General features: G+C 41.3%; 20 protein-coding genes and 5 tRNA genes. 1 reads left to right on the top strand and 24 read right to left on the bottom strand.

The window, feature by feature from the left end:
• Positions 1 to 336: 336 nt before the first annotated feature.
• Together F959_RS00545 and F959_RS00540 are read right to left on the bottom strand one after the other, a co-directional pair.
• Positions 337 to 1701 carry a Na+/H+ antiporter family protein gene (locus F959_RS00545; RefSeq protein WP_004876426.1) on the bottom strand — a complete coding sequence of 455 codons (1365 nt, stop codon included), beginning with the start codon at positions 1699 to 1701 and terminating at the stop codon, positions 337 to 339.
• Between the two features lie 76 nt (positions 1702 to 1777).
• Positions 1778 to 2650 carry an alpha/beta fold hydrolase gene (locus F959_RS00540; RefSeq protein ID WP_004876424.1) on the bottom strand — a complete coding sequence of 291 codons (873 nt, stop codon included), beginning with the start codon at positions 2648 to 2650 and terminating at the stop codon, positions 1778 to 1780.
• A gap of 91 nt (positions 2651 to 2741) precedes the next feature.
• Between F959_RS00540 and F959_RS00535 the strand changes: the two genes are divergently transcribed.
• Complete coding sequence (locus tag F959_RS00535; protein ID WP_007480159.1) at positions 2742 to 3248, top strand: DUF4442 domain-containing protein; 507 nt, start codon at positions 2742 to 2744, stop codon at positions 3246 to 3248.
• A 46-nt stretch (positions 3249 to 3294) separates the two neighbouring features.
• On the opposite strand, the gene F959_RS00530 is transcribed toward F959_RS00535, so the two are convergent.
• The 22 genes from F959_RS00530 to F959_RS00425 form a co-directional block, all read right to left on the bottom strand.
• Complete coding sequence (locus F959_RS00530; RefSeq protein WP_004876421.1) at positions 3295 to 3651, bottom strand: hypothetical protein; 357 nt, start codon at positions 3649 to 3651, stop codon at positions 3295 to 3297.
• A 175-nt stretch (positions 3652 to 3826) separates the two neighbouring features.
• Positions 3827 to 8020: a DNA-directed RNA polymerase subunit beta' gene (gene rpoC, locus F959_RS00525; RefSeq protein WP_004876420.1), complete on the bottom strand. Its 4194-nt coding sequence runs from the start codon at positions 8018 to 8020 to the stop codon at positions 3827 to 3829.
• 140 nt (positions 8021 to 8160) lie between these two features.
• Entirely contained in the window at positions 8161 to 12249 is a 4089-nt protein-coding gene (gene rpoB / locus F959_RS00520; protein WP_004876418.1) for a DNA-directed RNA polymerase subunit beta, read from the bottom strand.
• 309 nt (positions 12250 to 12558) lie between these two features.
• Entirely contained in the window at positions 12559 to 12930 is a 372-nt protein-coding gene (gene rplL / locus F959_RS00515; RefSeq protein WP_004774018.1) for a 50S ribosomal protein L7/L12, read from the bottom strand.
• Between the two features lie 42 nt (positions 12931 to 12972).
• Positions 12973 to 13479: a 50S ribosomal protein L10 gene (rplJ, locus tag F959_RS00510; protein ID WP_004876417.1), complete on the bottom strand. Its 507-nt coding sequence runs from the start codon at positions 13477 to 13479 to the stop codon at positions 12973 to 12975.
• 245 nt (positions 13480 to 13724) lie between these two features.
• On the bottom strand, positions 13725 to 14420 hold the full coding sequence (rplA, locus tag F959_RS00505) for a 50S ribosomal protein L1 (protein WP_004876415.1): 696 nt from the start codon (positions 14418 to 14420) through the stop codon (positions 13725 to 13727).
• A gap of 3 nt (positions 14421 to 14423) precedes the next feature.
• Entirely contained in the window at positions 14424 to 14852 is a 429-nt protein-coding gene (gene rplK / locus F959_RS00500; RefSeq protein ID WP_004637639.1) for a 50S ribosomal protein L11, read from the bottom strand.
• Positions 14853 to 14963: 111 nt separating this feature from the next.
• On the bottom strand, positions 14964 to 15497 hold the full coding sequence (nusG, locus tag F959_RS00495; RefSeq protein WP_004876413.1) for a transcription termination/antitermination protein NusG: 534 nt from the start codon (positions 15495 to 15497) through the stop codon (positions 14964 to 14966).
• Between the two features lie 7 nt (positions 15498 to 15504).
• Positions 15505 to 15945 (bottom strand): preprotein translocase subunit SecE, encoded by a 441-nt coding sequence (gene secE / locus F959_RS00490; RefSeq protein ID WP_004876411.1) that lies wholly within the window; start codon positions 15943 to 15945, stop codon positions 15505 to 15507.
• A 76-nt stretch (positions 15946 to 16021) separates the two neighbouring features.
• Positions 16022 to 16097: transfer RNA gene (locus F959_RS00485), tRNA-Trp, on the bottom strand.
• A gap of 54 nt (positions 16098 to 16151) precedes the next feature.
• Positions 16152 to 17342 (bottom strand): elongation factor Tu, encoded by a 1191-nt coding sequence (gene tuf / locus F959_RS00480; RefSeq protein ID WP_004876408.1) that lies wholly within the window; start codon positions 17340 to 17342, stop codon positions 16152 to 16154.
• A gap of 164 nt (positions 17343 to 17506) precedes the next feature.
• Positions 17507 to 17581: transfer RNA gene (locus tag F959_RS00475), tRNA-Thr, on the bottom strand.
• Positions 17582 to 17594: 13 nt separating this feature from the next.
• Positions 17595 to 17670, bottom strand: a tRNA-Gly gene (locus F959_RS00470).
• A gap of 35 nt (positions 17671 to 17705) precedes the next feature.
• Positions 17706 to 17789, bottom strand: a tRNA-Tyr gene (locus F959_RS00465).
• A 54-nt stretch (positions 17790 to 17843) separates the two neighbouring features.
• Positions 17844 to 17919: transfer RNA gene (locus F959_RS00460), tRNA-Thr, on the bottom strand.
• A gap of 99 nt (positions 17920 to 18018) precedes the next feature.
• Entirely contained in the window at positions 18019 to 19512 is a 1494-nt protein-coding gene (gene trpE / locus F959_RS00455; RefSeq protein WP_004876406.1) for an anthranilate synthase component I, read from the bottom strand.
• An 80-nt stretch (positions 19513 to 19592) separates the two neighbouring features.
• Positions 19593 to 20285: a phosphoglycolate phosphatase gene (locus tag F959_RS00450; RefSeq protein WP_004876404.1), complete on the bottom strand. Its 693-nt coding sequence runs from the start codon at positions 20283 to 20285 to the stop codon at positions 19593 to 19595.
• A 65-nt stretch (positions 20286 to 20350) separates the two neighbouring features.
• Positions 20351 to 20968 carry an FHA domain-containing protein gene (locus F959_RS00445; RefSeq protein WP_004876402.1) on the bottom strand — a complete coding sequence of 206 codons (618 nt, stop codon included), beginning with the start codon at positions 20966 to 20968 and terminating at the stop codon, positions 20351 to 20353.
• A gap of 63 nt (positions 20969 to 21031) precedes the next feature.
• Positions 21032 to 23296, bottom strand: a complete 2265-nt coding sequence (gene gspD, locus F959_RS00440; protein ID WP_004876401.1) for a type II secretion system secretin GspD — start codon at positions 23294 to 23296, stop codon at positions 21032 to 21034.
• A 41-nt stretch (positions 23297 to 23337) separates the two neighbouring features.
• The gene (locus tag F959_RS00435) at positions 23338 to 24186 is read right to left on the bottom strand and encodes a type II secretion system protein N (RefSeq protein ID WP_004876400.1); all 849 of its coding nucleotides are present in this window, start codon (positions 24184 to 24186) and stop codon (positions 23338 to 23340) included.
• Positions 24186 to 24929 carry a type II secretion system protein N gene (gene gspN / locus F959_RS00430; RefSeq protein WP_004876398.1) on the bottom strand — a complete coding sequence of 248 codons (744 nt, stop codon included), beginning with the start codon at positions 24927 to 24929 and terminating at the stop codon, positions 24186 to 24188. Before gspN ends, F959_RS00435 begins: the two co-directional genes overlap by 1 nt.
• 178 nt (positions 24930 to 25107) lie before the next feature.
• Positions 25108 to 25434, bottom strand: a complete 327-nt coding sequence (locus F959_RS00425) for an H-NS histone family protein (RefSeq protein WP_004876396.1) — start codon at positions 25432 to 25434, stop codon at positions 25108 to 25110.
• Positions 25435 to 25708: the final 274 nt, after the last annotated feature.

The raw sequence follows: 25708 nt of genomic DNA, 5'->3' as shown, positions 1-25708 counted from the left end.
ATAAATTTATATTTGTAAAATTATGTAATAATTAATAATTCTGACAAATTAAGTAAAGTTAAATCACTATAAAACCTAGCTTTTTTGTATACTTTAAATATCCAACCAAAATAGTAAAGTTATTTTAAATAATACATTTTAAAATACTTAAAAATATAATTTAATCTTAAAATAATAAAATGACAGCATTATACAAATAGATTAATAAACAGACAAAAAATGTCATGCCTATATTTTTATTTTGATATCAAGATTATTAAAAAACACTTTTCTGTGATGTATTTCTCAATCAATAAAAAAGGCTCTATAAATAGAGCCTAAATACAGTTTTAATTTTTATAAAACCATTGCAGCAATCCAACCAAAAATGATCAATGGTATGTTGAAATGCAAAAAGGTAGGTACAACGCTATCCCTCATATGATCATGTTGACCATCCATATTCAAACCCGATGTTGGTCCAAGAGTTGAATCTGAAGCTGGAGAGCCTGCATCACCCAATGCAGCAGCAGTTCCGATGATTGCAATCGTTGCCATCGGGCTAAAACCAAACTGCAAACATAATGGCACATACATAATGGCTAAGATCGGTACAGTAGAAAATGAAGAACCAATACCGAGTGTGATCAACAGACCGACCAAAAGCATGACAAAAGCAGCTAAGGCTTTACTATCCCCAATCCAGCCAGCTGTAGCTTTCACAAGCTCAGGAACCTGATTGGTTGCTTCAATAACTGCGGCAAAACCTTGGGCAGCAATCATAGTAAAACCAACCAGTGCCATCATGCGCATACCTGTCACGATCACATCATCAGCTTCTTTCCATTTAAAGATTCCAGCACAACTCAAGATCGCCACACCAACTAAGCCCGCGACGATCATTGAGTCTGAATAAAGCTGTACAACAATCGTAGCGAGAATCGCAAATGCAGCCATGAATAACGTGAACTTTGCAATCTGTGGTGCTTGTTGTTCTTGTGTCATTTCACCCACGATGCTACGAGCAACGTTATGCAATGCTTTGTCTTGATAATCTCGCGGCTTACGATAGCTAATAAAAACCGCTGTTAACATCCCCAAGAACATTCCAGAGACAGGAATCAACATTGCTCGAGGAATTTGATCGTTGCTGATATGGAAACCGTAGCTTTGACCAAAATGGTTAATATTGTGCGCTAAAATATCATTTAAGAAGATCGCACCAAATCCCATAGGCAAGAACATATACGTTGCAACTAAGCCAAAAGTTAGCACACACGCAATCGCTCTACGGTCTAAACGTAGATGGTTGAAAACAATCAATAACGGTGGAATCAAAACTGGAATAAATGCAATGTGTACTGGAATGACATTTTGCGATGCCACCGCAGCCGCGCCAACTGTAAGAAAAATGAGAAATTTCACCTTCTTCTGAGCACGAATATCTGCATCATTTTTAAGACTTTTAACTAATTTATAAGCAAGTAAATCAGGTAAACCAGAACGAGCAAGTGCCAAAGCAAAAGCACCAAGCACGCCATAAGCAAGTGCAATTTGCGCACCGCCGCCCAGACCATTATTAAATGCGTCTAACGTACCTTGTACCCCTAGGCCTGCTAACAAACCTCCCGTTAAAGCTCCAATTACAAGTGCAAAAACAACTGGAACTCGCCCCAATGAAAGGCCGAACATGACAGCAACCGCTGCAATAATCGCGAACATAACTTTGAACTAAATGAAACGAGGGCGTCATTCTAACAGAGTTTAAATTCTGCGATTGCTGTCAGTTGATTTTTATTTATGCATTTTTCACGATAAATTGGCGAATATAATCGGCAATTTTTTCAGGCTGACTGAGTACTGCCCAGTGATTTGCATCTAGCTCAACATATTCAAATTTTTCAACCCATTTTGGCATGGATTCAGTGATGTATTCTGGGCTTACAAAGGCATCACGACGTAATACAATCGCCTGAACCGGACACTGCGCATAACGCTGACGTGGTTGAGTCAGCGATGGAATAAAGTTCGCTCGATATAAGTTAATTCCATATTTACCATCGGCAACAATATTTGCATTTAAAGGTAAGTTTTGTTTCTTCTCTAAACCACTTAAAATCTTGCCCCATTTTTCTGGACTAAAAAATGTCCATACAGTTGGAGCAACCAAAGGTAAATGGAAAGCACCGATATACCATGATTTGGTCAGCATTTTCAGCACATTGCTTGGAGCTGATTTAAATTTCTCACGCAAATACAATGATGCATGATCTAAACACGGTCCTGAAATCGTTGTATAAGACAATAGACGACCTTTTAACTTAGGCTCAGTTGCAGATTCCCATGACTGCAAAGAACCCCAATCATGGGCTGCCATATGGAAATTACGATTCGGAAGCACTTGATCAACCACTTCCTGTAAGTCTAAAGATAAGCGTGGCAAACGATAGTCTTTAATACGCTTAGGAATTGAAGATAAGCCTGCACCACGCACGTCATAAGTCACCACGTAATAATCATTGATTAGTTTTTCAATGATTGGTTCCCAAACTTCCTGATTATCTGGATAGCCATGCACTAAAACTAAAGGCGTTTTTTTCTCATCTCCCCATGTTTTTACACACAGTGTTTGCTGATCTGACGTTGTGACTGTTTTGACTTGTGCTTGCATAATTTTTCCCATTTTGTTTTCTATCGGCTGTTCATGAAACAACCATTGCCAGCGGTGCAATAAAAGTGATACTTATGGAGTATGAATAGAGTTGCAAGAAAAAAAATTGACCATGAAAGATTTTTTCAGAAAGATTCGAACCATTCCTATTGTTTCAAAATTTATCCTCAATCACTACTCGCCCTATCGTGGAGCAGGTATTTCGATTGAAACAATTGATTTGGATCATTACCACATTCGCGTCCAAATGCCACTCACAAGAAAGAATCGTAATATTGTTGGAACTCATTTTGGAGGAAGCCTTTACTCCATGGTTGATCCCTTTTATATGCTGATTTTAATGCATCATTTGGGTCATAAATATATTGTCTGGGACAAGAGTGCCTCGATTAACTTCCTTTCTCCAGGCCGAAATACAGTCTATGCAGATATTCAACTGAGTGCTGCTGAGATTAATGAAATTAAGCAACTCGCAGAGAATCATGAACCTGTATTTCGCACTTATACCTTAAATATTGTGGATGAGTCTGGAACTCGGATTGCTGAGGTTGAAAAAATACTATATATCCGCCGTAAAAAACCTAGAGCCAGCTCATAATAAAACACCCACATTATGAATGTGGGTATTTTATAAAGTGAAAAGATTATTTCTTCTCTTGGATTGCTGCACCAGCACCACCACCAATCGCACCACCGATCGCAGCCCCAGAATCACCACCTAAAAGTGCCTTACCGACAACTGAACCGATACCTGCACCAATTGCACTGCTTGTCGTAGTATTACGGCTGCCACCTTGTGTGTTTGAACCAACGCCCGCACCTGCTGCTGCACCTACACCCGCGCCAATACCACCACCAACATGGTTACCTACACCACCGCCTACAGCACCACCTAAAGCCGCTGCACCAATTCGTTGATCAGATGCGCTCATATTTTGGCAACCTGTAAAAAATACCGCAGATAGCATCAAAGTTGAAACTAAACCAATTGTTTTTTTCATGAGTCTATTCACTCCTATACGTTCTATTAAAAATCATAATCTTCTTTTATGTGGAGTTTGATCACATTCTGTTATTACATTTACTGAATCGTTTAGTGTTTTGTAAAAGACGTACTCTTTTTAAGCTTTCAATAAAAAAAGGCACCCAAAGGTGCCTTTTTTGATCAGCGAGAACTTAGAACTGGTCTGAGTTCAATGCTTGACTAAATGCTTGGTCTACTTCACTAAAGTCATTGTGAAGTTCAAATTCAGCAGCTTCTGCTTCTTGGCGACGACGCTCTAAGTGATACGCAAGACCTGTACCCGCTGGGATCAAGCGACCCACAACAACGTTTTCTTTCAAGCCACGTAAATCATCTTCTTTACCTGTTACAGCCGCTTCAGTTAACACACGAGTTGTTTCTTGGAACGATGCAGCAGAAATGAACGAGTCAGTAGAAAGCGATGCTTTCGTGATACCCATCAATTGACGTTCAAACTTCGCAGGGAACTTGTTCTGAGCCAAGACAGCTTGGTTCTCTTGAACAACACGGATGTAATCCACTTGCTCACCTTTGATGAAGCTTGTATCTCCGCCATCAGTGATATCAACTTTACGCAACATTTGACGTACAACAACTTCAATGTGCTTATCGTTGATTTTTACACCTTGGAGACGGTAAACGTCTTGAACTTCGTTCACGATGTAGTTAGTTAATGCTACTTCGCCTTTCAAACGTAAGATGTCATGTGGGTTTTGTGGACCATCAGAGATTGTCTCACCACGGTTTACATGCTCACCTTCGAACACGTTGATTTGACGCCATTTTGGAATCAATTCTTCGTAGATCTCAGAACCATCATCTGGCGTAATCACTAAACGGTTCTTACCTTTGGTCTCTTTACCGAAGCTTACAACACCTGATACTTCTGCAAGGATCGCATGCTCTTTCGGCTTACGTGCTTCGAACAAGTCAGCTACACGCGGAAGACCACCAGTAATATCACGAGTACGTGAAGTTTCTTGTGGTACACGACCAATGACGTCACCCACGCCAATCGTTTCGCCATCACGGACAGTTACGATTGTGTTCTGTGGCAAGAAGTAGAACTGTTCACCACCATCTGTTGTATCCAACACGATTGCTGGACGTAAATCTTTACCAGAAGCAGGACGTGCTGTTACAGGCAAGATTTCAACTGTTGTCATACCAGTTGCATCATCTGTCTTAGATGTTGCAGTTACACCATCAGCAATCTGGCTGAAACGTGCTTTACCAGCAACTTCGGTAACAAGTGGATGTGTATGTGGATCCCAAGTCGCTACAATACCGCCAGCTTCTACAGCTTCACCATCTTTCAACAAGATGCTTGCACCGTAAGGAAGCTTATAACGCTCGCGCTCACGACCTAAATCATCCGCAATACCAATTTCACCTGAACGTGAAACAGATACTTGGTGACCTTTGGCATGTTGTACAGTTTTCACGTTGTGGAAACGTACAGTACCTTTATTACGTACTTGAACACTGTTTGCAGCAGAAGTTCGGCTCGCAGCACCACCAACGTGGAACGTACGCATCGTTAACTGTGTACCTGGTTCACCAATTGATTGTGCAGCCATTACACCTACTGATTCACCTGGATTCACCAAATGACCACGTGCAAGGTCACGACCATAACAACGTGCACATACACCGAATGTAGATTCACATGCGATTACAGAACGGACTTTAACTTCATCGACACCTGCTTCTTCAAGCTGAGCAGCGATTTTCTCGTCAATGAGCGTACCACGTGGAAGAACCACTTCATCATCAGATGCACGACGTACATCTTCAGCTGTTACACGACCTAATACACGGTCACGTAATGGTTCAATAACGTCACCACCTTGAATGAATGGTGTCATTACTAGACCACCAGCTGTACCACAGTCAGATTCAGTAATTACCAAATCTTGTGCTACATCTACAAGACGACGTGTCAAGTAACCAGAGTTCGCAGTTTTCAATGCAGTATCGGCCAAACCTTTACGTGCACCGTGTGTCGAGATGAAGTACTGAAGTACGGTCAAACCTTCACGGAAGTTTGCTTTAATTGGTGTCTCAATGATCGAGCCATCCGGCTTCGCCATCAAGCCACGCATACCAGCAAGCTGACGAATCTGCGCCGCACTACCACGGGCACCCGAGTCAGACATCATATAAATCGAGTTGAATGATTTTTGCTTCTCGTCTTCACCTTGTTTGTTTTTCACAAGTGTATAAGACAAGTTATCCATCATCGCTTTCGCTACTTGGTCGTTTGTACGTGCCCAAATATCGACAACTTTGTTATAACGCTCGCCCGCAGTTACGAAACCTTGTTCAAACTGTTGTTCGATTTCACGAACTTCTGTTTCAGCTTTATCGATAATTGCATGTTTAGTTGGCGGAATAAGCATGTCTTCCATACCAACAGAAACACCTGAGCGAGTCGCTTGACGGAAGCCCAAATACATCAATTGGTCAGCGAAGATAACAGTATCTTTCAAACCAAGTTTACGGTAGCAAGAGTTGATTAACTTAGAGATGTTTTTCTTGGTCATCTCAAGGTTGATCGATTCAAAGCTTAGACCTTGTGGAACAACTTCCCATAACAAGCAACGGCCAGGTGTTGTATCAACAATAATGGTTTGCTTTTCACGGTTACCGTTTTCGTCAATCACAGTTTGGTGTACACGTACTTTTACGCGTGCATGGATTGCAACTTTACCAGTCGCTAACGCACGGTTAACTTCGTGAGTATCCGCAAATACCATGCCTTCACCTTTGGCATTTACCGCATCACGCGTGATGTAGTAAAGGCCCAAGACAACGTCTTGAGAAGGAACGATAATTGGCTCACCGTTTGCAGGCGACAAGATGTTATTCGTTGACATCATCAACGCACGAGCTTCTAACTGTGCTTCCAATGTCAATGGAACGTGTACCGCCATTTGGTCACCATCGAAGTCGGCGTTGAACGCAGCACATACGAGTGGGTGAAGACGGATTGCCTTACCTTCGATCAAGATAGGTTCAAATGCTTGAAGACCTAGACGGTGAAGTGTTGGCGCACGGTTCAACATGACTGGATGTTGACGAATAACGTGTGCTAAAACGTCCCAAACTTCAGGTGTTTCACGCTCAACCATTTTCTTCGCAGCTTTAATGGTTGTTGCTTGGCCAGAAGCTTGTAGTTTTGCGAAAATGAATGGCTTGAATAATTCAAGTGCCATTTTCTTCGGAAGACCACACTGGTGAAGGCGTAAAGTAGGACCAACGGTAATTACCGAACGACCTGAATAGTCAACACGCTTACCGAGCAAGTTTTGACGGAAACGACCTTGTTTACCTTTGATCATATCTGCCAAAGATTTCAATGGACGTTTGTTCGAACCTGTAATCGCACGACCACGACGACCGTTATCAAGTAATGCATCAACAGACTCTTGTAACATACGTTTTTCGTTACGTACGATGATGTCTGGTGCAGCAAGGTCAAGAAGACGCTTTAAACGGTTGTTACGGTTGATCACACGACGATATAAATCGTTCAAGTCTGAAGTCGCGAAACGACCACCTTCAAGTGGTACAAGCGGACGTAAGTCTGGTGGAAGCACTGGAAGTACATTCATTACCATCCATTCAGGCTTGTTGTTTGAATCTTTGAAAGCTTCCATCAATTTCAAACGCTTAGAAGCTTTCTTAAGCTTCGTTTCAGACGTTGTTTGTGGAATTTCTTCACGTAAACGTGAAATTTCTGCTTCAAGATCAATATCTTTTAACAAATCCTGAACTGCTTCTGCACCCATTTTCGCAGTGAATTCATCACCGTGTTCTTCAAGTGCATTGTAGTATTCTTCGTCTGTTAAAAGTTGATACTTTTCAAACGGAGTCATACCAGGATCTGTTACAACATAAGATTCGAAATACAATACGCGCTCGATATCACGTAAAGTCATATCAAGAAGTAAACCGATACGGCTCGGTAATGATTTCAAGAACCAGATGTGTGCAACTGGAGAAGCAAGCTCGATGTGACCCATACGTTCACGACGAACTTTTGCAGTTGTTACTTCAACGCCACATTTTTCACAAATGACGCCTTTATATTTCATACGCTTGTATTTACCACACAAGCATTCGTAATCTTTTACTGGACCAAAAATTTTGGCACAGAACAAACCGTCACGTTCAGGTTTAAAAGTACGGTAGTTAATGGTTTCAGGTTTTTTAACTTCACCGTGAGACCATGACTTAATCATCTCTGGTGACGCAAGACCAATACGGATACGGTCAAATTCAATAGGTGCATGACCTTCTGAATCCGTTTTCTTACGCATGATATCGAGCAAGTCTTTCAATTTTTTTCTCCGTGTGTCGAGGAGCTACGCTCTCCCGACTGGGTCACAAATATTGTTTTTACTGAAATTTGGAATCTCCCCTAGCCCCTCTTTAAGAAAGAGGGGAACTTCCCCCTTAACAAAGGGGGATAGAGGGGGATTTAGTCACCATTTTTCAGTTCAATGTTGATACCTAAAGAACGGATCTCTTTGGTCAATACGTTGAACGATTCAGGCATACCCGGATCCATATAATGGTTACCATCTACAATGTTCTTATAGATGCGTGTACGACCTTCGACGTCATCCGACTTAACAGTAAGCATTTCTTGGAGTGTATATGCTGCACCGTATGCTTCAAGTGCCCATACTTCCATCTCACCGAAACGCTGACCACCGAATTGTGCTTTACCACCAAGCGGCTGCTGTGTAACAAGCGAGTAAGAACCTGTTGAACGCGCATGCATTTTGTCATCAACCAAGTGGTTCAATTTGAGCATGTACATGTAACCTACAGTTACAGGACGATCAAACTGCTCACCTGTGCGTCCATCAAACAATACCGTTTGACCAGTACGCGAAATGTCTGCCAATTCAAGTAAGTCTTTAATTTGACTTTCTTCAGCACCATCGAATACAGGTGTTGCCAATGGAACACCAGCACGCAAGTTACCTGAAAGTGCTAAAATTTCTGCGTCAGTTAAGCTATTCAGCTCTTCTTGTTCGCCACCAACCTTGTTATAAATCTTGTCTAAGAAATCACGTAGTTCTAAAACTGTACGCTGTTCTTTCAACATTTTCTCGATTTTATCACCAAGACCTTTCGCCGCCATACCTAAGTGAGTCTCAAGAATCTGACCCACGTTCATACGTGATGGTACACCCAGTGGGTTTAACACGATATCAACTGGTACACCATTTGCATCATGCGGCATGTCTTCAACTGGCAAGATGTTTGATACAACACCTTTGTTACCGTGACGACCCGCCATCTTATCACCAGGCTGGATACGACGTTTAACAGCAAGGTAAACCTTAACAACTTTCAATACGCCAGTTGTTAATTCATCACCTGTAGAAAGTTTACGTTTCTTCTCAGCAAACTTCTCATCAATCTCGTAGCTCTTCTCTTTCAAGAACACTTGAATTTGAGTTAAACGCTCAGCAATTGCTTCATCATTTGGCTGGATTTCAAGTAAATCAACAAGCTCTAAACCAGACAATACGTCTTCAGAAAGTTTATCGCCACGTTTAGTCGAACCACCACCGTTAGATTCTTGACCTTTCAACAAACGAACAATACGTTCACGTGCTGCTTCTTCGAAGATTTTGTATTCTTCTTTCAAGTCTTTACGGTATGCATCAAGCTGAGCTTTTTCAATTGCCTGTGCACGCTCATCTTTTTCCAAACCATCACGAGTGAAGACTTGAACATCGATAACCGTACCTTTAGTACCAGACGGAACACGTAAAGAAGAGTCTTTTACGTCAGCCGCTTTTTCACCAAAGATTGCACGAAGTAATTTTTCTTCAGGTGTTAATTGAGTTTCGCCTTTAGGCGTTACCTTACCAACAAGGATATCACCCGCAGTCACTTCAGCACCGATATACACGATACCTGACTCATCCAATTTAGACAGTGCAGCTTCACCTACGTTAGGAATATCGGCAGTAATTTCCTCTGCACCTAACTTAGTATCACGTGCCACACATGACAATTCTTGAATGTGAATCGACGTTAAACGGTCTTCTTGAAGTACACGCTCAGATAATAAGATCGAGTCTTCGTAGTTATAACCATTCCATGTCATGAACGCGACACGCATGTTTTGACCAAGCGCAAGTTCACCCATGTCAGTCGATGGACCGTCAGCCAAGATGTCACCACGAGCAACTTTGTCGCCTAATTTCACGATAACATTTTGGTTAATACATGTATTTTGGTTTGAACGTGTATATTTGATGAGGTTATAGATATCTACACCCGCCTCACCTGCGATCATTTCATCTTCGTTTACACGAATAACGATACGAGATGCATCAACATATTCAATTGCACCACCACGATCGGCGATCACACACACACCAGAATCACGTGCTACGTTTGCTTCCATACCCGTACCAACAAGCGGCTTGTCAGCACGTAAAGTTGGAACAGCCTGACGTTGCATGTTTGAACCCATTAATGCACGGTTCGCATCATCGTGTTCAAGGAATGGAATCAATGATGCTGCAACAGAAACAACCTGCTGTGCAGAAACGTCCATATGAGTTACACGCTCAGGCGACATACGTACGAATTCACCTTGATGACGTACAGAAACCATTTCTTCAGTCAAGTTGCCATCTTTATCAACAGCAGAATCGGCCTGTGCAATGACAGTACCCACTTCTTCAATTGCAGATAAATATTCAACATCGTCAGTTACGCGACCATCTACAACTTTACGATACGGTGTTTCCAAGAAGCCAAAGTCGTTTGCTTTAGCATATACAGAAAGCGAGTTGATCAAACCAATGTTTGGACCTTCAGGCGTTTCAATAGGACAAACACGACCATAGTGAGTTTGATGTACGTCACGTACTTCGAAGCCCGCACGTTCACGAGTCAAACCACCAGGACCAAGCGCAGATACACGACGTTTGTGTGTAATCTCAGACAATGGGTTGTTTTGGTCCATGAACTGAGATAATTGGCTTGAACCAAAGAATTCTTTGATTGCAGCAGCAACTGGTTTTGCATTGATTAAATCTTGCGGAGACAAGTTATCTGTTTCTGCTTGGCTTAAACGCTCTTTAACAGCACGTTCGACACGAACTAAACCAACACGGAATTGGTTTTCTGTCATTTCACCAACAGAACGCACACGACGGTTACCTAAGTGATCGATATCGTCGACTTCACCTTTACCGTTACGAATTTCAACCAATGTACGCAGTACATCAATGATATCTTCGTGCGATAAAATACCTTCAACTTCACGTGACTTCTGATCAGTACCCACTTCGTAAGGACGACCCAAACGACGGTTAAACTTCATACGACCTACTGGAGAAAGGTCATAGCGCTCAGAAGAGAAGAATAAGTTATTGAATAAGTTCTCAGCAGCTTCTTTCGTCGGTGGTTCACCTGGACGCATTACTTTATAGATTTCAACAAGTGCTTCTTCACGACCTGTTGTTGTATCTGCACGTAATGTATCCGCAACGAAAGGACCACGGTCGATGTCATTTGTAAACAGAATGTTAAACTGTTTAACGCCACCTTCAGCGATCTTCACCATGATTTCATGGCTAAGCACCGTATTTGCAGGAATCACATCACCACTTTTCAGTGTGATGTCTTCAGCAGTAATACGCTCATATAAATATTCATCAGGTACAGAAAGCTTCGCTAAGTTTGCAGCTTCCATTTGACGTACGTGACGTGCATTAATACGTTTGCCTTGTTCAACGATTGTTTTACCATCGTTATCCAAGATATCAAATTGCGCCATTTCACCACGTAAACGATCTGGAACGAGGTCAATTTGATAGCTACCCATATCTAAATATACAGGTACTTTTTCGTAGAACAAATTCAAGATTTGTTCATTTGTATAATTCAAAGCACGTAAAATCACAGTCGCCAACAATTTACGACGACGGTCAATACGTACGAATACTAAATCTTTAGCATCAAATTCAAAATCTAACCATGAACCACGGTAAGGAATAATACGTGCTGAATACAACACTTTACCGCTAGAGTGGGTTTTACCTTTGTCATGGTCAAAGAATACGCCTGGTGAACGGTGTAATTGAGATACGATTACACGCTCTGTACCGTTGATAACAAATGTACCGTTATCGGTCATGAGCGGCATTTCACCCATGTAAACTTCTTGTTCACGAACGTCTTTAATTGATTTCGTTTCACGATCTTTGATGATCAAACGAATTTTTACGCGCATTGGTGCTGCATAAGTTGAACCACGTAAAATACATTCACGTACGTCAAACTCAGGCTTACCAAGACTATACTCAACAAATTCTAAAGCAGCATTGCCAGAATAACTTTCAATAGGAAAAACTGAACGAAATGCGGCTTGGAGACCGATATCTTCGCGATTTTTTGGAGTTTTACCGTCTTGCAAGAATGTACGATACGAATCGACTTGAATCGAAAGCAAGTACGGTGCATCCATTACTTGGGGCAATTTACCAAAATTCTTACGGATCCGTTTCTTTTCGGTATATGAGTATGCCATCTGGAGTCCTCGGAAAGTAAACCAAACCCGCCTGCAGAACGGGTTTGGAAGGAATTACGCAGGCCGATATGGCCACCACTGTTTACAAATGCTGCAATTTTTAGTGGTATTAAAACGCTTAACAATATTTTTATAAGCAAAAAAATATTGGTAAGCGTTTGATATTCAGTCGTTTATTCTAATTACGCACGTATTACAAGCAAAACTAACAAAAAACGAGCCGATTATTGTAACGCAAAAAGGCTGATGACCCAAGAGCCATCAGCCATTTTTTGGAGCCGATTATCAAAAAACCGACTCCCTACAGAATTACTTAAGTGTAACTGTAGCACCAGCTTCTTCAAGCTTCTTCTTAAGTTCTTCGCCTTCTTCTTTAGAAACGCCTTCTTTAAGAACAGCAGGAGCGCCTTCAACCATATCTTTAGCTTCTTTAAGACCAAGACCAGTAGCTTCACGAACTGCTTTAATTACAGCAACTTTGTTAGCACCGAAAGAAGTCAACTCAACGTTGAATTCAGTTTGTTCTTCAGCAGCAGCAGCGCCAGCACCTGGAGCAGCAGCAACAGCTACAGCAGCAGCAGATACGTTAAATTTTTCTTCGAAAGCAGAAATTAATTCAACAAGTTCAAGAACTGTTTTTTCAGCAACTGCGTTTAAGATTTCTTCGTTAGTTAAAGCCATGAGAATAACTCCAAATGGATATTGAATGGTGTGAAAATAGGATTAAGCCGCTTCTGACTCGTTTTTCTCTTTGAGTGCTGTAATAAGGCGACCCAATTTCGAAATAGGAGCTTGAAGAACAGAGGCAAGCATAGTAAGCGCTTTCTCTTGGTTCGGAAGGTTTGCAATAACGCTAACTTCTGCACCTTTATAAAGCTTGCCATCAAATGCAGCAGCTTTAAGTTCAAATGCTTTGTTAGTTTTCGCAAATTCTTCGAACAAGCGTGCAGCTGCACCCATGTCGTCTTCAGAAGTAGAGAAACCGAGAATTGTTGGACCAACAAGGTCGTCATTCAAGATATCGAATTGAGTACCTTCGAATGAACGCTTAGCCAAAGTGTTACGCACAATACGTGTAGTAACACCTAACTTACGAGCTTCAACACGAAGTGTTGTTAATTGCTCTACAGTTAAGCCTTGGTAGTCAGCAACAACGGCAGAGAACGCTTTAGAAGCAACTTCGTTTACTTCTGCAACGATCTGTTTTTTGTCTTCGATAAGAAGAGCCATTGTAAAACCTCCTAACGGTGATTTATGCACTCAAATATGAGTACACTCCCAATTCGTAAGCCTTTCGACCTACACGTGGAGGAGGAACAAATCACACCACCACGTCTACTCAGACTGGTTTATTAAGAAAAATATTCGAAAATATCTCTCGCCTGAGGTCTTTGACGCTGATAAATATTCATTTATCAATTCAAAGTTTGCTCAGATTCTTATAAAAGAATCTGAGGCTTTAAAATTCTTTCTAATTACTTAGAAACGTTGTTTACGTCAATTGCAAGACCAGGACCCATAGTTGAGCTCAAAGTGATCTTTTTAACGTATACACCTTTAGAAGTTGCAGGTTTTAAACGTTTTAAATCTGCAATTAAAGTTTCAACGTTTTGACGAACAGCATCTTCGCTGAAGCCTAATTGGCCAATCGCAGCGTGGATGATACCCGCTTTGTCTACACGGTAACGTGCTTGACCAGATTTAGCATTCTTAACCGCACCAGCAACATCAGGAGTTACTGTACCCACTTTAGGGTTTGGCATTAAGCCACGTGGACCAAGAATCGTACCTAACTTACCAACAACGCGCATTGCATCAGGAGCAGCAATCACTACGTCGAAATCAAGATTTCCACCTTGAATGCTTTCAGCAAGGTCATCAAAACCAACGATGTCAGCACCAGCTTCTTTCGCAGCTTCAGCAGCAGCACCTTGAGCAAATACTGCAACACGTACAGTTTTACCAGTACCAGCAGGTAAAGTAGTCGCACCACGAACAACTTGGTCAGATTTACGTGGATCTACACCAAGATTTACAGAGATGTCTAAAGATTCTTTGAACTTCGCAGCTGGAAGGCTGTTAAGAACTTGTACTGCTTCTTCCAAAGTGTAAACTTTGTTTGCTTCTACAGCAGCAGCGATGGCTTTTTGACGTTTAGTTAACTTTGCCATGTCTTATAGCTCCACTTCCAAGCCCATAGAACGTGCAGAACCAGCGATGGTACGAACACGAGCGTCTAAATCAGCACCAGTTAAGTCTGGTTCTTTAGTAGTCGCAATTTCTTCTAATTGAGCACGAGTCAACTTACCAACTTTAGTTTTGTTAGGTACAGAAGAACCCTTTTGAATACCAGCAGCTTTCTTAAGAAGAATAGATGCAGGTGGAGTTTTCATGATGAAAGTGAACGACTTATCGTTGTACACAGTGATCACGACAGGAATTGGCAAACCAACTTCAAGTTTTTGTGTAGCAGCATTGAATTCTTTACAGAAAGCCATGATGTTTACACCACGTTGACCTAAAGCAGGACCAATTGGTGGAGATGGATTTGCTTTACCAGCTGGAACTTGCAGCTTGATATAGCCGTCAATCTTCTTAGCCATTGAAATTTCCTCTGGGTACAGACGCCGCTAGGCTCCCCAAAAAATTAAACAACACCGAAGTGTTAGAACAACAATGCCCGATCAAATCGGGCGCTTTTCAACCAATTCAAATTAAATCGTTTTTTCGACTTGACGAAATTCGAGTTCAACTTGAGTTGGTCGATTAAATACATTAATCGTCAACGTTAAACGTGACTTATCGTATTGCACTTCCTCCACGACCCCTTTAAAGTCTGTGAACGGACCATCAATAACGAGCAATTCTTCACCTGGCTCAAACATCGTCTTAGGACGAGGTGCTTCACCAGTATTACGTACACGAGCAAGAATCGCATCTGCTTCACGCTGTGAAATTGGTGCTGGTTTCTCTGGTGTTCCACCAATAAAACCTAGAACCTTTGGACATTCTTTTACAATGTGCCAAGTATCATCATTCATTTCCATTTCGACTAATACATAGCCTGGAAAGAATTTACGTTCAGATTTGCGCTTCTTCCCATCCTTCATTTCTACTACTTCTTCAGTAGGAACAAGGACTTCACCAAAGCTATCAGCTACCGTGCTACGTTGAATTCGTTCATTAAGTGAACGCATCACTTGTTTTTCAAAACCTGAATAGGCATGAATAATATACCAACGTTTCATGGCGCTCTTACCCGATAATTAACTTAATAAACCAACCTAACCCGTAATCGAAGCACCACAACACTAATGATGCTACAACCACAACCAAAAGAACCTGCCACGATGTCGTGATCGTCTCTTGTTTTGTAGGCCAAGTCACTCGACGCAGTTCAATTCGTGCATCTTGCAACAAGCGCACAAAGCCTTTACCTTGATGGGTGGCGTATAATAAACCTAAAGCGACGACGATACAAGCCAAAATTACCCCAATGCGCACCCAAATATCATTTGCAGGCGCCCAATAGGCTGGTAAATGCTGATTTACCAATGCTGAACCGATGAATAAAGCTATAGCAATCAACCACAAAACAGCATCAAGTGGAGAACCTGAACTTACAACTTCCGCAGCATTATTTCTTTGAGGGATTGGCGCGTCGCTTAATGCGTCACGCGATTTATCATTCGACATTTTTTTACTCGTCGTAGAATTCGCGACTTATTATATGACAACTCAGCCAGAATTAAGCTTTTTTATAAAAAAAAAGTGGCAGGCCAGGAGGGACTCGAACCCCCAACATTCGGTTTTGGAGACCGACGCTCTACCAATTGAACTACTAGCCTATTATGCAAATCGAAAGCCGAAGCTTCCGATTTGAGTGTAACACAGTATCGGGCTTATGCAGTTACTTTAGCAACAACACCAGCACCTACAGTACGACCACCTTCACGGATCGCAAAACGTAGACCTGGGTCCATTGCGATTGGGTGGATTAATTCTACTGACATTTCAACGTTGTCACCTGGCATTACCATTTCAACGCCGTCTTGTAACTTGATTGCGCCAGTTACGTCAGTTGTACGGAAGTAGAACTGTGGACGGTAACCGTTAAGGAATGGAGTATGACGACCACCTTCTTCTTTAGAAAGTACATATACTTCTGCGTCGAATTTAGTGTGTGGCTTGATTGAACCTGGTTTAGCAAGTACTTGACCACGTTGTACGTCTTCACGCTTAGTACCACGTAGAAGAACACCACAGTTCTCGCCCGCACGACCTTCGTCAAGAAGTTTACGGAACATTTCTACGCCAGTTACAGTTGTTTTAACTGTATCTTTGATACCAACGATTTCAACTTCTTCGCCTACTTTAACGATACCAGACTCTACACGGCCTGTTACTACAGTACCACGACCAGAGATTGAGAATACGTCTTCGATTGGCATTAAGAATGCTTTGTCGATAGCACGTTCTGGTTCTGGGATGTAAGAGTCAAGCGCTTCAACAAGAGCAAGAACTGAAGACTCACCATACTGACCAGCATCACCATTAAGCGCAGCAAGAGCAGAACCACGGATAACTGGAGTGTCATCACCTGGGAAGTCGTAAGTAGAAAGAAGTTCACGAACTTCCATTTCTACTAATTCAAGTAATTCTTCATCATCAACAAGGTCACACTTGTTAAGGAATACAAGAATGTAAGGTACACCAACCTGACGAGAAAGAAGGATGTGTTCACGAGTTTGTGGCATTGGACCATCAGTCGCAGCACATACAAGGATCGCGCCGTCCATCTGAGCAGCACCAGTAATCATGTTTTTAACATAATCGGCGTGACCCGGGCAGTCTACGTGAGCGTAGTGACGAGTTGGAGAATCGTATTCTACGTGTGAAGTATTAATTGTAATACCACGTGCTTTTTCTTCTGGTGCAGAGTCGATAGCTGCGTAATCTTTAGCTTCACCGCCGTAAGTTTTTGCACAGATAGTTGCAATTGCAGCAGTTAAAGTTGTTTTACCATGGTCAACGTGACCAATTGTACCCACGTTTACGTGTGGTTTATTACGTTCAAACTTAGCCTTAGCCATTTGATTTTCCTCGTTTACGTCGACACCAGTTTAGAGAAAAACAACCCTGAAAAACCTTCTTTATCGACATTTGCCTAAAAAACTAGACACCTAATACTTGAAAAGCAGACTATAAAAGCCTGCTTCTTTAAAATTTTGTAGAAAACTCTACTAAGCTGTATATCTGGAGCTCTTATCGAGATTTGAACTCGAGACCTCTCCCTTACCAAGGGAGTGCTCTACCACTGAGCTATAAGAGCGATTATCCTTCGATGGAGCGGGAGACGAGGATCGAACTCGCGACATGCAGCTTGGAAGGCTGCCACTCTACCAACTGAGTTACTCCCGCACGACATTGGTATTAACCACTTCATTCGAAGTTAATGGTGGTGGGAGAAGGATTCGAACCTTCGAAGCTTTCGCAACAGAGTTACAGTCTGCCCCCTTTGGCCGCTCGGGAATCCCACCACGTCGCACTTATTTCAGCGCTTTCCTTTACTACTCACACACTACACTTTAAGATGGTGCCGGCACACGGATTCGAACTGTGGACCTACTGATTACAAGTCAGTTGCTCTACCAACTGAGCTATGCCGGCTCTTTCTTAGCGTTTCGTACGTTTCGTATCGGAACGGTGTGCAGTTTAGCAAAACTCTGAATCGATGCAAGTGGTTTTTTCAAAAAAAACCTTAAAAACTCATAAAATCAACCCGTTTGACGATAATTCAACCGCTTTGATCACTGCACGAGCTTTTATTTGGGTCTCATTCCACTCTGATTCAGGATTTGAGTCAGCAACCAGTCCCGCACCAGCTTGCACATAGACTTTATTTTCACGAATAACACAGGTTCGAATCGCAATCGACATATCCATTTCACCATGCCAGCCCAAATATCCAACGGCACCACCAAATACGCCACGTTTTACTGGTTCAACTTCGTCAATAATTTCCATGGCACGAATTTTTGGCGCGCCTGAAAGTGTTCCTGCTGGGAACGTTGCTTTAAATACATCTAAAGCATCAACATCATCTCGAACTTCACCTTGCACATTTGACACAATATGCATGACATGCGAATAACGCTCAATCACCATTCGGTCCGTTACTTGAACCTTACCAATCTTTGAAACACGCCCAACATCATTACGACCAAGATCAATCAACATGAGATGCTCAGCAATTTCTTTTTCGTCTGCCAGTAAATCTTGCTCTAAAGCAAGATCTTCTTCTTTGGTCTTACCACGAGGTCGTGTTCCAGCCAATGGACGAACTGTTGCAATACCATTCTCTAAACGAGATAAAATCTCAGGCGATGAACCTACAATATGAAAAGGCTTTTGATCAGTAATGGTCTGCCCCTGTACAAGGAATAAATAAGGTGATGGATTTAAATGACGCAAAGCACGATAAACCTGCAAAGCCTCTCCATCAAAGTCTGAAACCATTCGTTGACCTGGCACAACTTGCATAACATCACCAGCACGAATGTATTCTTTTACCTTTTCAACAGTCTGAAGAAACTTCTCGCGCCCCGTAATTGACTCAAAGTTCGGCTTGGTATGTGGCTTAGCTTGTAAACTCACTGGGGTTGCAAGCAATTGCTCAAGTTGATCTAATTTAGTCTGAGCTTGATCATACGCGTTTGGCTGTTTAGCATCCGCATGATGAATTAAAAACAAGGTATCTTTTAAATTATCAAATACGATAACTGTTTGAGACAACATTAACCATAAATCAGGTAGTGTCACAGGATCCGCAGTTGGAACATTTTTGAGTTTTGGCTCAATATAACGAACAGCGTCATAGCCCAAATACCCTACCAAACCACCAGTAAAACTCGGTAAATCTGGAATTTCCTTTTGAGTCGGTACTTTAAACTGGCTTTGAAATTCACGGATATACTGAAACGGGTCAGCACAGTGCTCTTCTGTTACCGAGCCATCTGCCTGCTGAATCGTTAAAACTCCAGCATTACATGAAAAAACGGTCGATTCACCCAAACCAATCATGGAATAACGCGCCCAGTTTTCACCACCCTCTACAGATTCAAATAAATAGGCTTGTTTCTGTTCTTTAAAACGAGCAAATACTGAAAGTGGTGTTTCTGTATCAGCCAAACGCTGGCGATAAACAGGAATCGTATTGAAGCCAGCCGATTTCAGCTGTTCGAATTGTGTTTGTGAAGTCATGAATATTCTCTATGGTTAAGTTTCTTTGCGTTTTCGTTCGATCTTGCTTTAATTTCGCCATCGAAAAACCATAACCAAGCTCATGCCTTTCTCCTTATTTGATCTTCTTCAACCAATTCAAATAAACTATCAACAACTTGTTGTGGCTGACAATCATAGATGTTTTCACCATGATTATAGCCATAGCTAACCACAATACAATCAATACCTGCACGTCTAGCCGCTTCCACGTCATTACTGGAATCACCCACCATTAATGTGCCTGCCTTATCAACATTTTGCTGCTGCATACAATGTAATAAAGGCAACGGATGTGGTTTGCGCTCTGGCAAAGTATCACCACCAACCACCATTTCAAAAAAACAAGAGAGCTTTAAGCTTTCTAAGATTCCCACAGCCAAATGTTCAGGTTTATTAGTTACACATGCCATTAAAATACGATGGCTTTGACAGTACTCCAAGAAAGTTAAGACACCATCATAAATTGTGGTATTTACACATAGTTCACGTGCATAAACATCCAAGAAAGTATCGAGTAATTTTTTTTGCTTTTGTGCATCAACTTGACCAAATAAATGCTCAAGCACTGTTTCGCATAATTTCGCTGCGCCTTTACCAACCCACTCTCGAACTTGTAATTCAGTCACCAAAGGCCATCCTAGTTGTTCCAAGCTGAGATTCATTGATCGATATAAATCAGCAGCTGAATCAACTAGAGTTCCATCCAAATCAAATAAAATTAGATCGCGATGTTGTAACTGTGCAACAGACATATTTTCACTCAAAAACAAAAGGCACGCTCAAATAGCATGCCTTTGATTGTAAAAGCTTAGATCGATTATTTAAAGAACAACCATGCAATCACAGCTAAAATCACCAACACAATAATTGAAATTAAGCCTACAGAAGCATTTTTTTGCTGTTCTTTTTCTTGTTCAACACGAGAAACAGGCTCTTCAATCACTACTGGTTGTTGCTCAGGCGCAGTGACTTTGACATCCACACCCTCTGGAATTGGTGCTGGTTTTGGTATTGTCACTTGTTGTGGCATACCATCGCGAGTAATCGAGGTTTCTGCAGCACGTTCTGCAATGCTTGGCATTCCTTGATCGTGTGCCGAAGATGACACAGGCTCAGCTTCAATTTCAGGTAAATCAGCAACACTTACTGGTGCAAGAACAGAAAACATAAAACTTGCGAATTGAACAATATCACCATCATTCAACTCGGTTTCTTGCTCAATTTTTAGATCATTGATAAATGTTCCATTAGAAGAATTCAGATCTTGCACCCAAAGCTGCTGATCTTTCAGCAACAATGCAGCATGTCGACGTGATATATCTGCCGATTGCAGCAGCAAATCAGCATCTTGATGGCGCCCAACCAACATATCACGTTCAACACTAATTTCTTGCCCCGTAAATTCACCTGTAATGGCTTGTAATTTCCAAGTCATAGATGCATATCCTTATATAATTTCTTGCAATTGTAACATTGTCGCATAAGGTCTTCTGTGCATCTACTGTGAAGATGCTGGGCGAATCGTTGTTGTTGTCACCGTATTTTTACTGCGTTCAGTTTCCTTTACAGGAAGCGCAACTGATTTTTGCTGTACAACAGGTCTATCTTCCGCTACAGGTGTTGAAACAGCGCCAGATTGATTTTGCTGAGTTGCTGTTGGAACTTTCTGATAAGGAGAGCTATTCGCTGCCACAGGTTGTTGGCGATAAATATCATTCACATTTTCTGGTAATTTTGCAAAGTTACCATTTTTATCCATTGCCAACTGCAAGCTATAAAGTTGATTATAACGTTGTTGAGAAATACGTCGAACATCATCCGCATCGCCTACGATGGTGGGATGGATAAAGACAAGTAAATTGCGCTTCTCATTCGTCTTGCTATCCGCTCTAAATAATCGACCCAAGTAAGGAATATCACTAAGAACTGGAACACCTTGTCGAGATTGAACCGTATTATCGGAAATCAAACCGCCAAGCACAACGGTCTGCCCATGATCTGCTAGAACTGCTGTTTTAATTGCTCGCTTACTGGTGACCAAATCAGTTGCTTGTCCACGACTTTCTTGAACCGCAGAAACCTCTTGCTCTACCTCTAAACGAACCGATCCACCTTCACCAATATGAGGAACAACTTTTAACGTTACCCCCACATCTTTACGCTCAACAGTCGTATAAGGGTTAACACCAGTACTATTCGTAGTCACAGAGCCTGTAACAAAAGGAACGTTTTGACCAACAACAATGTACGCTTCTTCATTATCCATCGTTACAATCGATGGTGTAGAAAGCAGATTAGACTTGGTATTGCTTTTTAACGCTTGGATGAGCGCACCGTACAATTTACGCGAACCATCTGCGCCTTCTTTATAATCACCTAACGCAATGGATGACCCTGCACCAACAGCTGAACCTAAACCGGCTGCACCACCAGTTAGATAACCCGCAGCTAACTTAGATAAACTTGACCCGACATTGGTAAAATTAATAAGGCCTACACCACTACTAATATCACCTAATGCCCATTGAACCCCTAATTGATCCGCATCATCACCAGCCACTTCAATAATTGCAGCCTCAATCAAAACTTGTTGACGACGAATATCCAACTGTTGAATAGCCGCTTCTATTTCTCGCATTAACTGAGGATCGGCCTTAACTACCAAAGCATTTTGAGTGCTATCCGCAATAATACTTACTCCACCACCATTAAAGCTTGTGACACCACCATTTTGATTGTTGTTTGAACCACCATTTAGATTAATCGACGGTGTTGAAATAGAAGATGATGAACCTGTTGAAGAACTAGAGTTTTGATTATTCGAAATCAGATTGTTAATTGAGTTACTAGAAGAGGAATTGCCACTATTTGATGATGACGATGAAACTGACTGTCCTGTTACTAGGCCTTGTAAAATTTCAGCTAAATTTTTCGCACTCGCATATTTTAAACGGAAGACCTTGAGTCCACCTAAACGATCAGCCGAAGGAACATCCAACATTTCAATCATGTGGCGTAAACGTTTACGTGAGTTTGGGTCACCTTTAATCAAAATACGGTTGGTACGGTTATCCGCGATCACACGTACACGGGAACCAATAAAATCTTTTGAAGCACCTGTTGCACTCATTGTTTCCAATAAGCCAATAATTTCCTCAGCCTGACTCGATTGCAAAGTAATCGCTTCAATATCATTTTGACCAGTGCCGTCTAGATTACGCACAATACTTTCAAGCTGATAGATATTGGTTGCACGATCTGAAACAATTAATGCATTAGTTCCAGCCACAGCAGCTAAATGTGCAAATTGTGGCATCAAAGGACGTAATGCAGGAATCAAATCATTCGGATTGGTATTCTCTAACCAAATGACACGCGTAACGATTTGATCACCACCCGCTCGACTGCGCGCATCGTATGGAATCCCCGAATTTTTTGCATTGCTGTCAGGGACAAGCTTAACCGTATTTCCAGAAGGGAGTGCCACAACACCATTGACATTCAACACACCTAAGAAAAGATCATAAACTTCATCTTTATTTAAAGGTTTGTTTGAAATAACCGTGACATTTCCGCGTACGCGTGGATCAACCGCAAAGTTTTTACCCGTAATGTCAGCCACTTCATTAATAAATGCCGTCAAATCCGCATCACGTAGATTAATCTTCCATGTCTGTGCTTGCACATTGGTACTGATTGTCGCAACTAAAGGCGCTGCAGCAAGTAATGCCCAAAGTGGACGTTGATGATTCAATAAAGCCATAACCTGCACTTATTCCTAACTTATGTGGTGACGTTCCATCACTAAAAACTTTGTTGTATGGTCATCACTTGATCACCACGTTTTATTTCTATTTTGGCATGTCCTTCACGACGCACTTGCTCTAGTAATTGTACGTCACTGAGTCCTTGCCCTAATGTTTGACCGTTGATCGATAGAATACGATCACCTGAACGTAAACCCAAAGTGTTTTTTAAACTGATTGGTGTACGATCTGATATTTCATAGCCATCTGCACCACCACCGCTCACACCCATATTTTTTAGGTATTGTTCACGGTTTTCCTGCATTTGTTGGATGGCCTGACCTAAAGCAGATTGCGGTGTATTTTGCGTAGCTTGCTGAGGTGCAGAAGAAGGCGGTGCTGCATTATTCGTACCACCTAATACTGGCGCAATAGGTTGATACAATCCTTTATCCAAGCCTTTAAATTTCACTTCACGCGTTGCGCCATTACCTTGTCTCAAGATTACATGATCCCAGTAGACCTCAGCCAACTGATAAGACGTCGAACCAACTGTTTCGCCTACACGATAGCGCTCTGCAATATCATTTAACTTAATTACCGCCGAAGACAAATAACTTGGATAACCAAGTAACACACCTTGTAACTCCAAATTGGCATTATCATCCGCTGAGGTTGTTGCAGGTTCGTTAAATAAAGCAAAAGAACTAATATTTGGGACTTGAGCTTGCTGCGAACCTAATTGCACTCGATCAAACTGCATCGGTTGTGGTGGTGCGATCACCCACCAAAATAATGATGCGAGTTTCCAACATAACCATAAAATTAATAATGCGAGAACCAAACCACTTAACTTATCTAATTTCTGCAAACGTATCTGTTGCATTTTTTGAGTGATGACTTTCATTAGAAACCACCCTGCAATAACGGTTGGCGTGAGCTGACCACATAAGTGTCTAAACCCGCTTTACCTTGATAGGATGGAATATTAAGAAGCATTCGCTGGGTAAGTTGTACGTCCAACATTAAGCCAGCATCTAAACTGAGATTTGCCATTTTTTGGCTACGTTGATCACGAACATCTATTTGTAATTGTCCGTTTTCATCTTTCATTTCAGCAACTAAAGAAGGCATATTCATACGATCTTGGCGCTGACCGAATGTATAAGTCAATGCACCACCGCCCCAATTTAGCTGCCCTTCAGTTGCACTGAATCCTTTTTCTTTTTGATAATTCAACTGCGCATCTTTTAACTGAATCGCATTTTCTGGCCATTGCCAGTTAGCGAAGTATTTTAAGGTTTCCGGTGAAATTTCACCTTGTAAATCCTTAATCATGATTTTTTGGCCTAGACCATAGCCAAAAACCCCATTGAATTGAGTATTGCCACTATGAATATCAAGATGAGCACCGAGGCGCAATAACAGCAAATCTAAAGGGCGTGTTTTCCAATGAACAGAACCACGCAATTGACCACGTTGCCAATCTGCCTGCCCTTGCCAAATGTTACCGCTGACATTATGTAATATTTGATTATTTTTTGAAAATTTCGCAATTAACCATGTCGCTGGAATCTGTAAAATAATAAAAATTAAAAATGCAAAAATGGCGAAAATCCACCATCTCCATTGCTTGGTCTTTTTTTTCATTCAACCCTTACCAACATGCAAAATATCATCCGTGTTGAGACACTCGCTCTATAAATGACATTATGCATACTTTTTCAACATCGCCAATTCTCTCATATAAAAAAACCAAGCTTTTTAAGCCTGGCTTTTAATGAAGGATAAAATCATCGTATGACAAAACGATGACTTTCAAACTTGATTAGATTAAGAAATCTTCAAGTTTTGCACCTTTTTCTAATTCTGCAACTAACCAGCGTGGTTGCTTACCACGACCAGTCCAAGTTTCTTCAGTATTATTTTTATTGCGATAACGTGGCTCTACAGCTTTACGTGTTGTTTTTTTACGCTTTTGCTCGCCAACTTCCAATAACTCTTCTACGCTAAAGCCAACTTTTTCAGCAATCGCGATAATTTGATTATAAGCATCTTCGATTGCCTGATCTTTTTTACTCGCAATTAAAGCTTCTGCTTCTGCTTGTAAACGCTTTAGATCTTCAACAGACAAATCACTAATATCTGGTTTCATTAGAACCACTCCAACTCAAAAAGGGGATATATCACTCAAAAATAAAAAATGAATTAAAAATTCAATTCAATATTAATTTATATACAATTAAATAATCAATATTAAAATAGTCGACTTAATCACAAGACCTCAATAAATCAGCTTATATTTACAATAAAGCTAAGAAAAATCCTAAATTTAAGTCAAAATATTTAATCAAACTTAAGAACTATAATAAAAAAATTTAACACTTGGTTATTATAAATATTAATTGAATCTTAATTTTTATGAAATA

Source organism: Acinetobacter venetianus RAG-1 = CIP 110063 (assembly GCF_000368585.1).
Classification (GTDB): Bacteria; Pseudomonadota; Gammaproteobacteria; order Pseudomonadales; family Moraxellaceae; genus Acinetobacter; species Acinetobacter venetianus.
This window is presented reverse-complemented; position numbering and strand designations above follow the sequence as displayed.

Bases quoted from the DNA above. Each gene is read 5' to 3' on its own strand.
- F959_RS00530 (WP_004876421.1), bottom strand. From the start codon at position 3,651: ATGAAAAAAACAATTGGTTTAGTTTCAACTTTGATGCTATCTGCGGTA.
- rplL (WP_004774018.1), bottom strand. From the start codon at position 12,930: ATGGCTTTAACTAACGAAGAAATCTTAAACGCAGTTGCTGAAAAAACA.
- rpoB (WP_004876418.1), bottom strand. From the start codon at position 12,249: ATGGCATACTCATATACCGAAAAGAAACGGATCCGTAAGAATTTTGGT.
- F959_RS00450 (WP_004876404.1), bottom strand. From the start codon at position 20,285: ATGTCTGTTGCACAGTTACAACATCGCGATCTAATTTTATTTGATTTG.
- rplK (WP_004637639.1), bottom strand. From the start codon at position 14,852: ATGGCTAAGAAGATTGACGGCTATATCAAGCTGCAAGTTCCAGCTGGT.
- F959_RS00435 (WP_004876400.1), bottom strand. From the start codon at position 24,186: ATGAAAGTCATCACTCAAAAAATGCAACAGATACGTTTGCAGAAATTA.
- F959_RS00425 (WP_004876396.1), bottom strand. From the start codon at position 25,434: ATGAAACCAGATATTAGTGATTTGTCTGTTGAAGATCTAAAGCGTTTA.
- gspD (WP_004876401.1), bottom strand. From the start codon at position 23,296: ATGGCTTTATTGAATCATCAACGTCCACTTTGGGCATTACTTGCTGCA.
- F959_RS00545 (WP_004876426.1), bottom strand. From the start codon at position 1,701: ATGTTCGCGATTATTGCAGCGGTTGCTGTCATGTTCGGCCTTTCATTG.
- gspN (WP_004876398.1), bottom strand. From the start codon at position 24,929: ATGAAAAAAAAGACCAAGCAATGGAGATGGTGGATTTTCGCCATTTTT.
- F959_RS00445 (WP_004876402.1), bottom strand. From the start codon at position 20,968: ATGACTTGGAAATTACAAGCCATTACAGGTGAATTTACGGGGCAAGAA.
- secE (WP_004876411.1), bottom strand. From the start codon at position 15,945: ATGTCGAATGATAAATCGCGTGACGCATTAAGCGACGCGCCAATCCCT.
- rplJ (WP_004876417.1), bottom strand. From the start codon at position 13,479: ATGGCTCTTCTTATCGAAGACAAAAAACAGATCGTTGCAGAAGTAAAC.
- nusG (WP_004876413.1), bottom strand. From the start codon at position 15,497: ATGAAACGTTGGTATATTATTCATGCCTATTCAGGTTTTGAAAAACAA.
- rplA (WP_004876415.1), bottom strand. From the start codon at position 14,420: ATGGCAAAGTTAACTAAACGTCAAAAAGCCATCGCTGCTGCTGTAGAA.
- tuf (WP_004876408.1), bottom strand. From the start codon at position 17,342: ATGGCTAAGGCTAAGTTTGAACGTAATAAACCACACGTAAACGTGGGT.
- trpE (WP_004876406.1), bottom strand. From the start codon at position 19,512: ATGACTTCACAAACACAATTCGAACAGCTGAAATCGGCTGGCTTCAAT.
- F959_RS00540 (WP_004876424.1), bottom strand. From the start codon at position 2,650: ATGCAAGCACAAGTCAAAACAGTCACAACGTCAGATCAGCAAACACTG.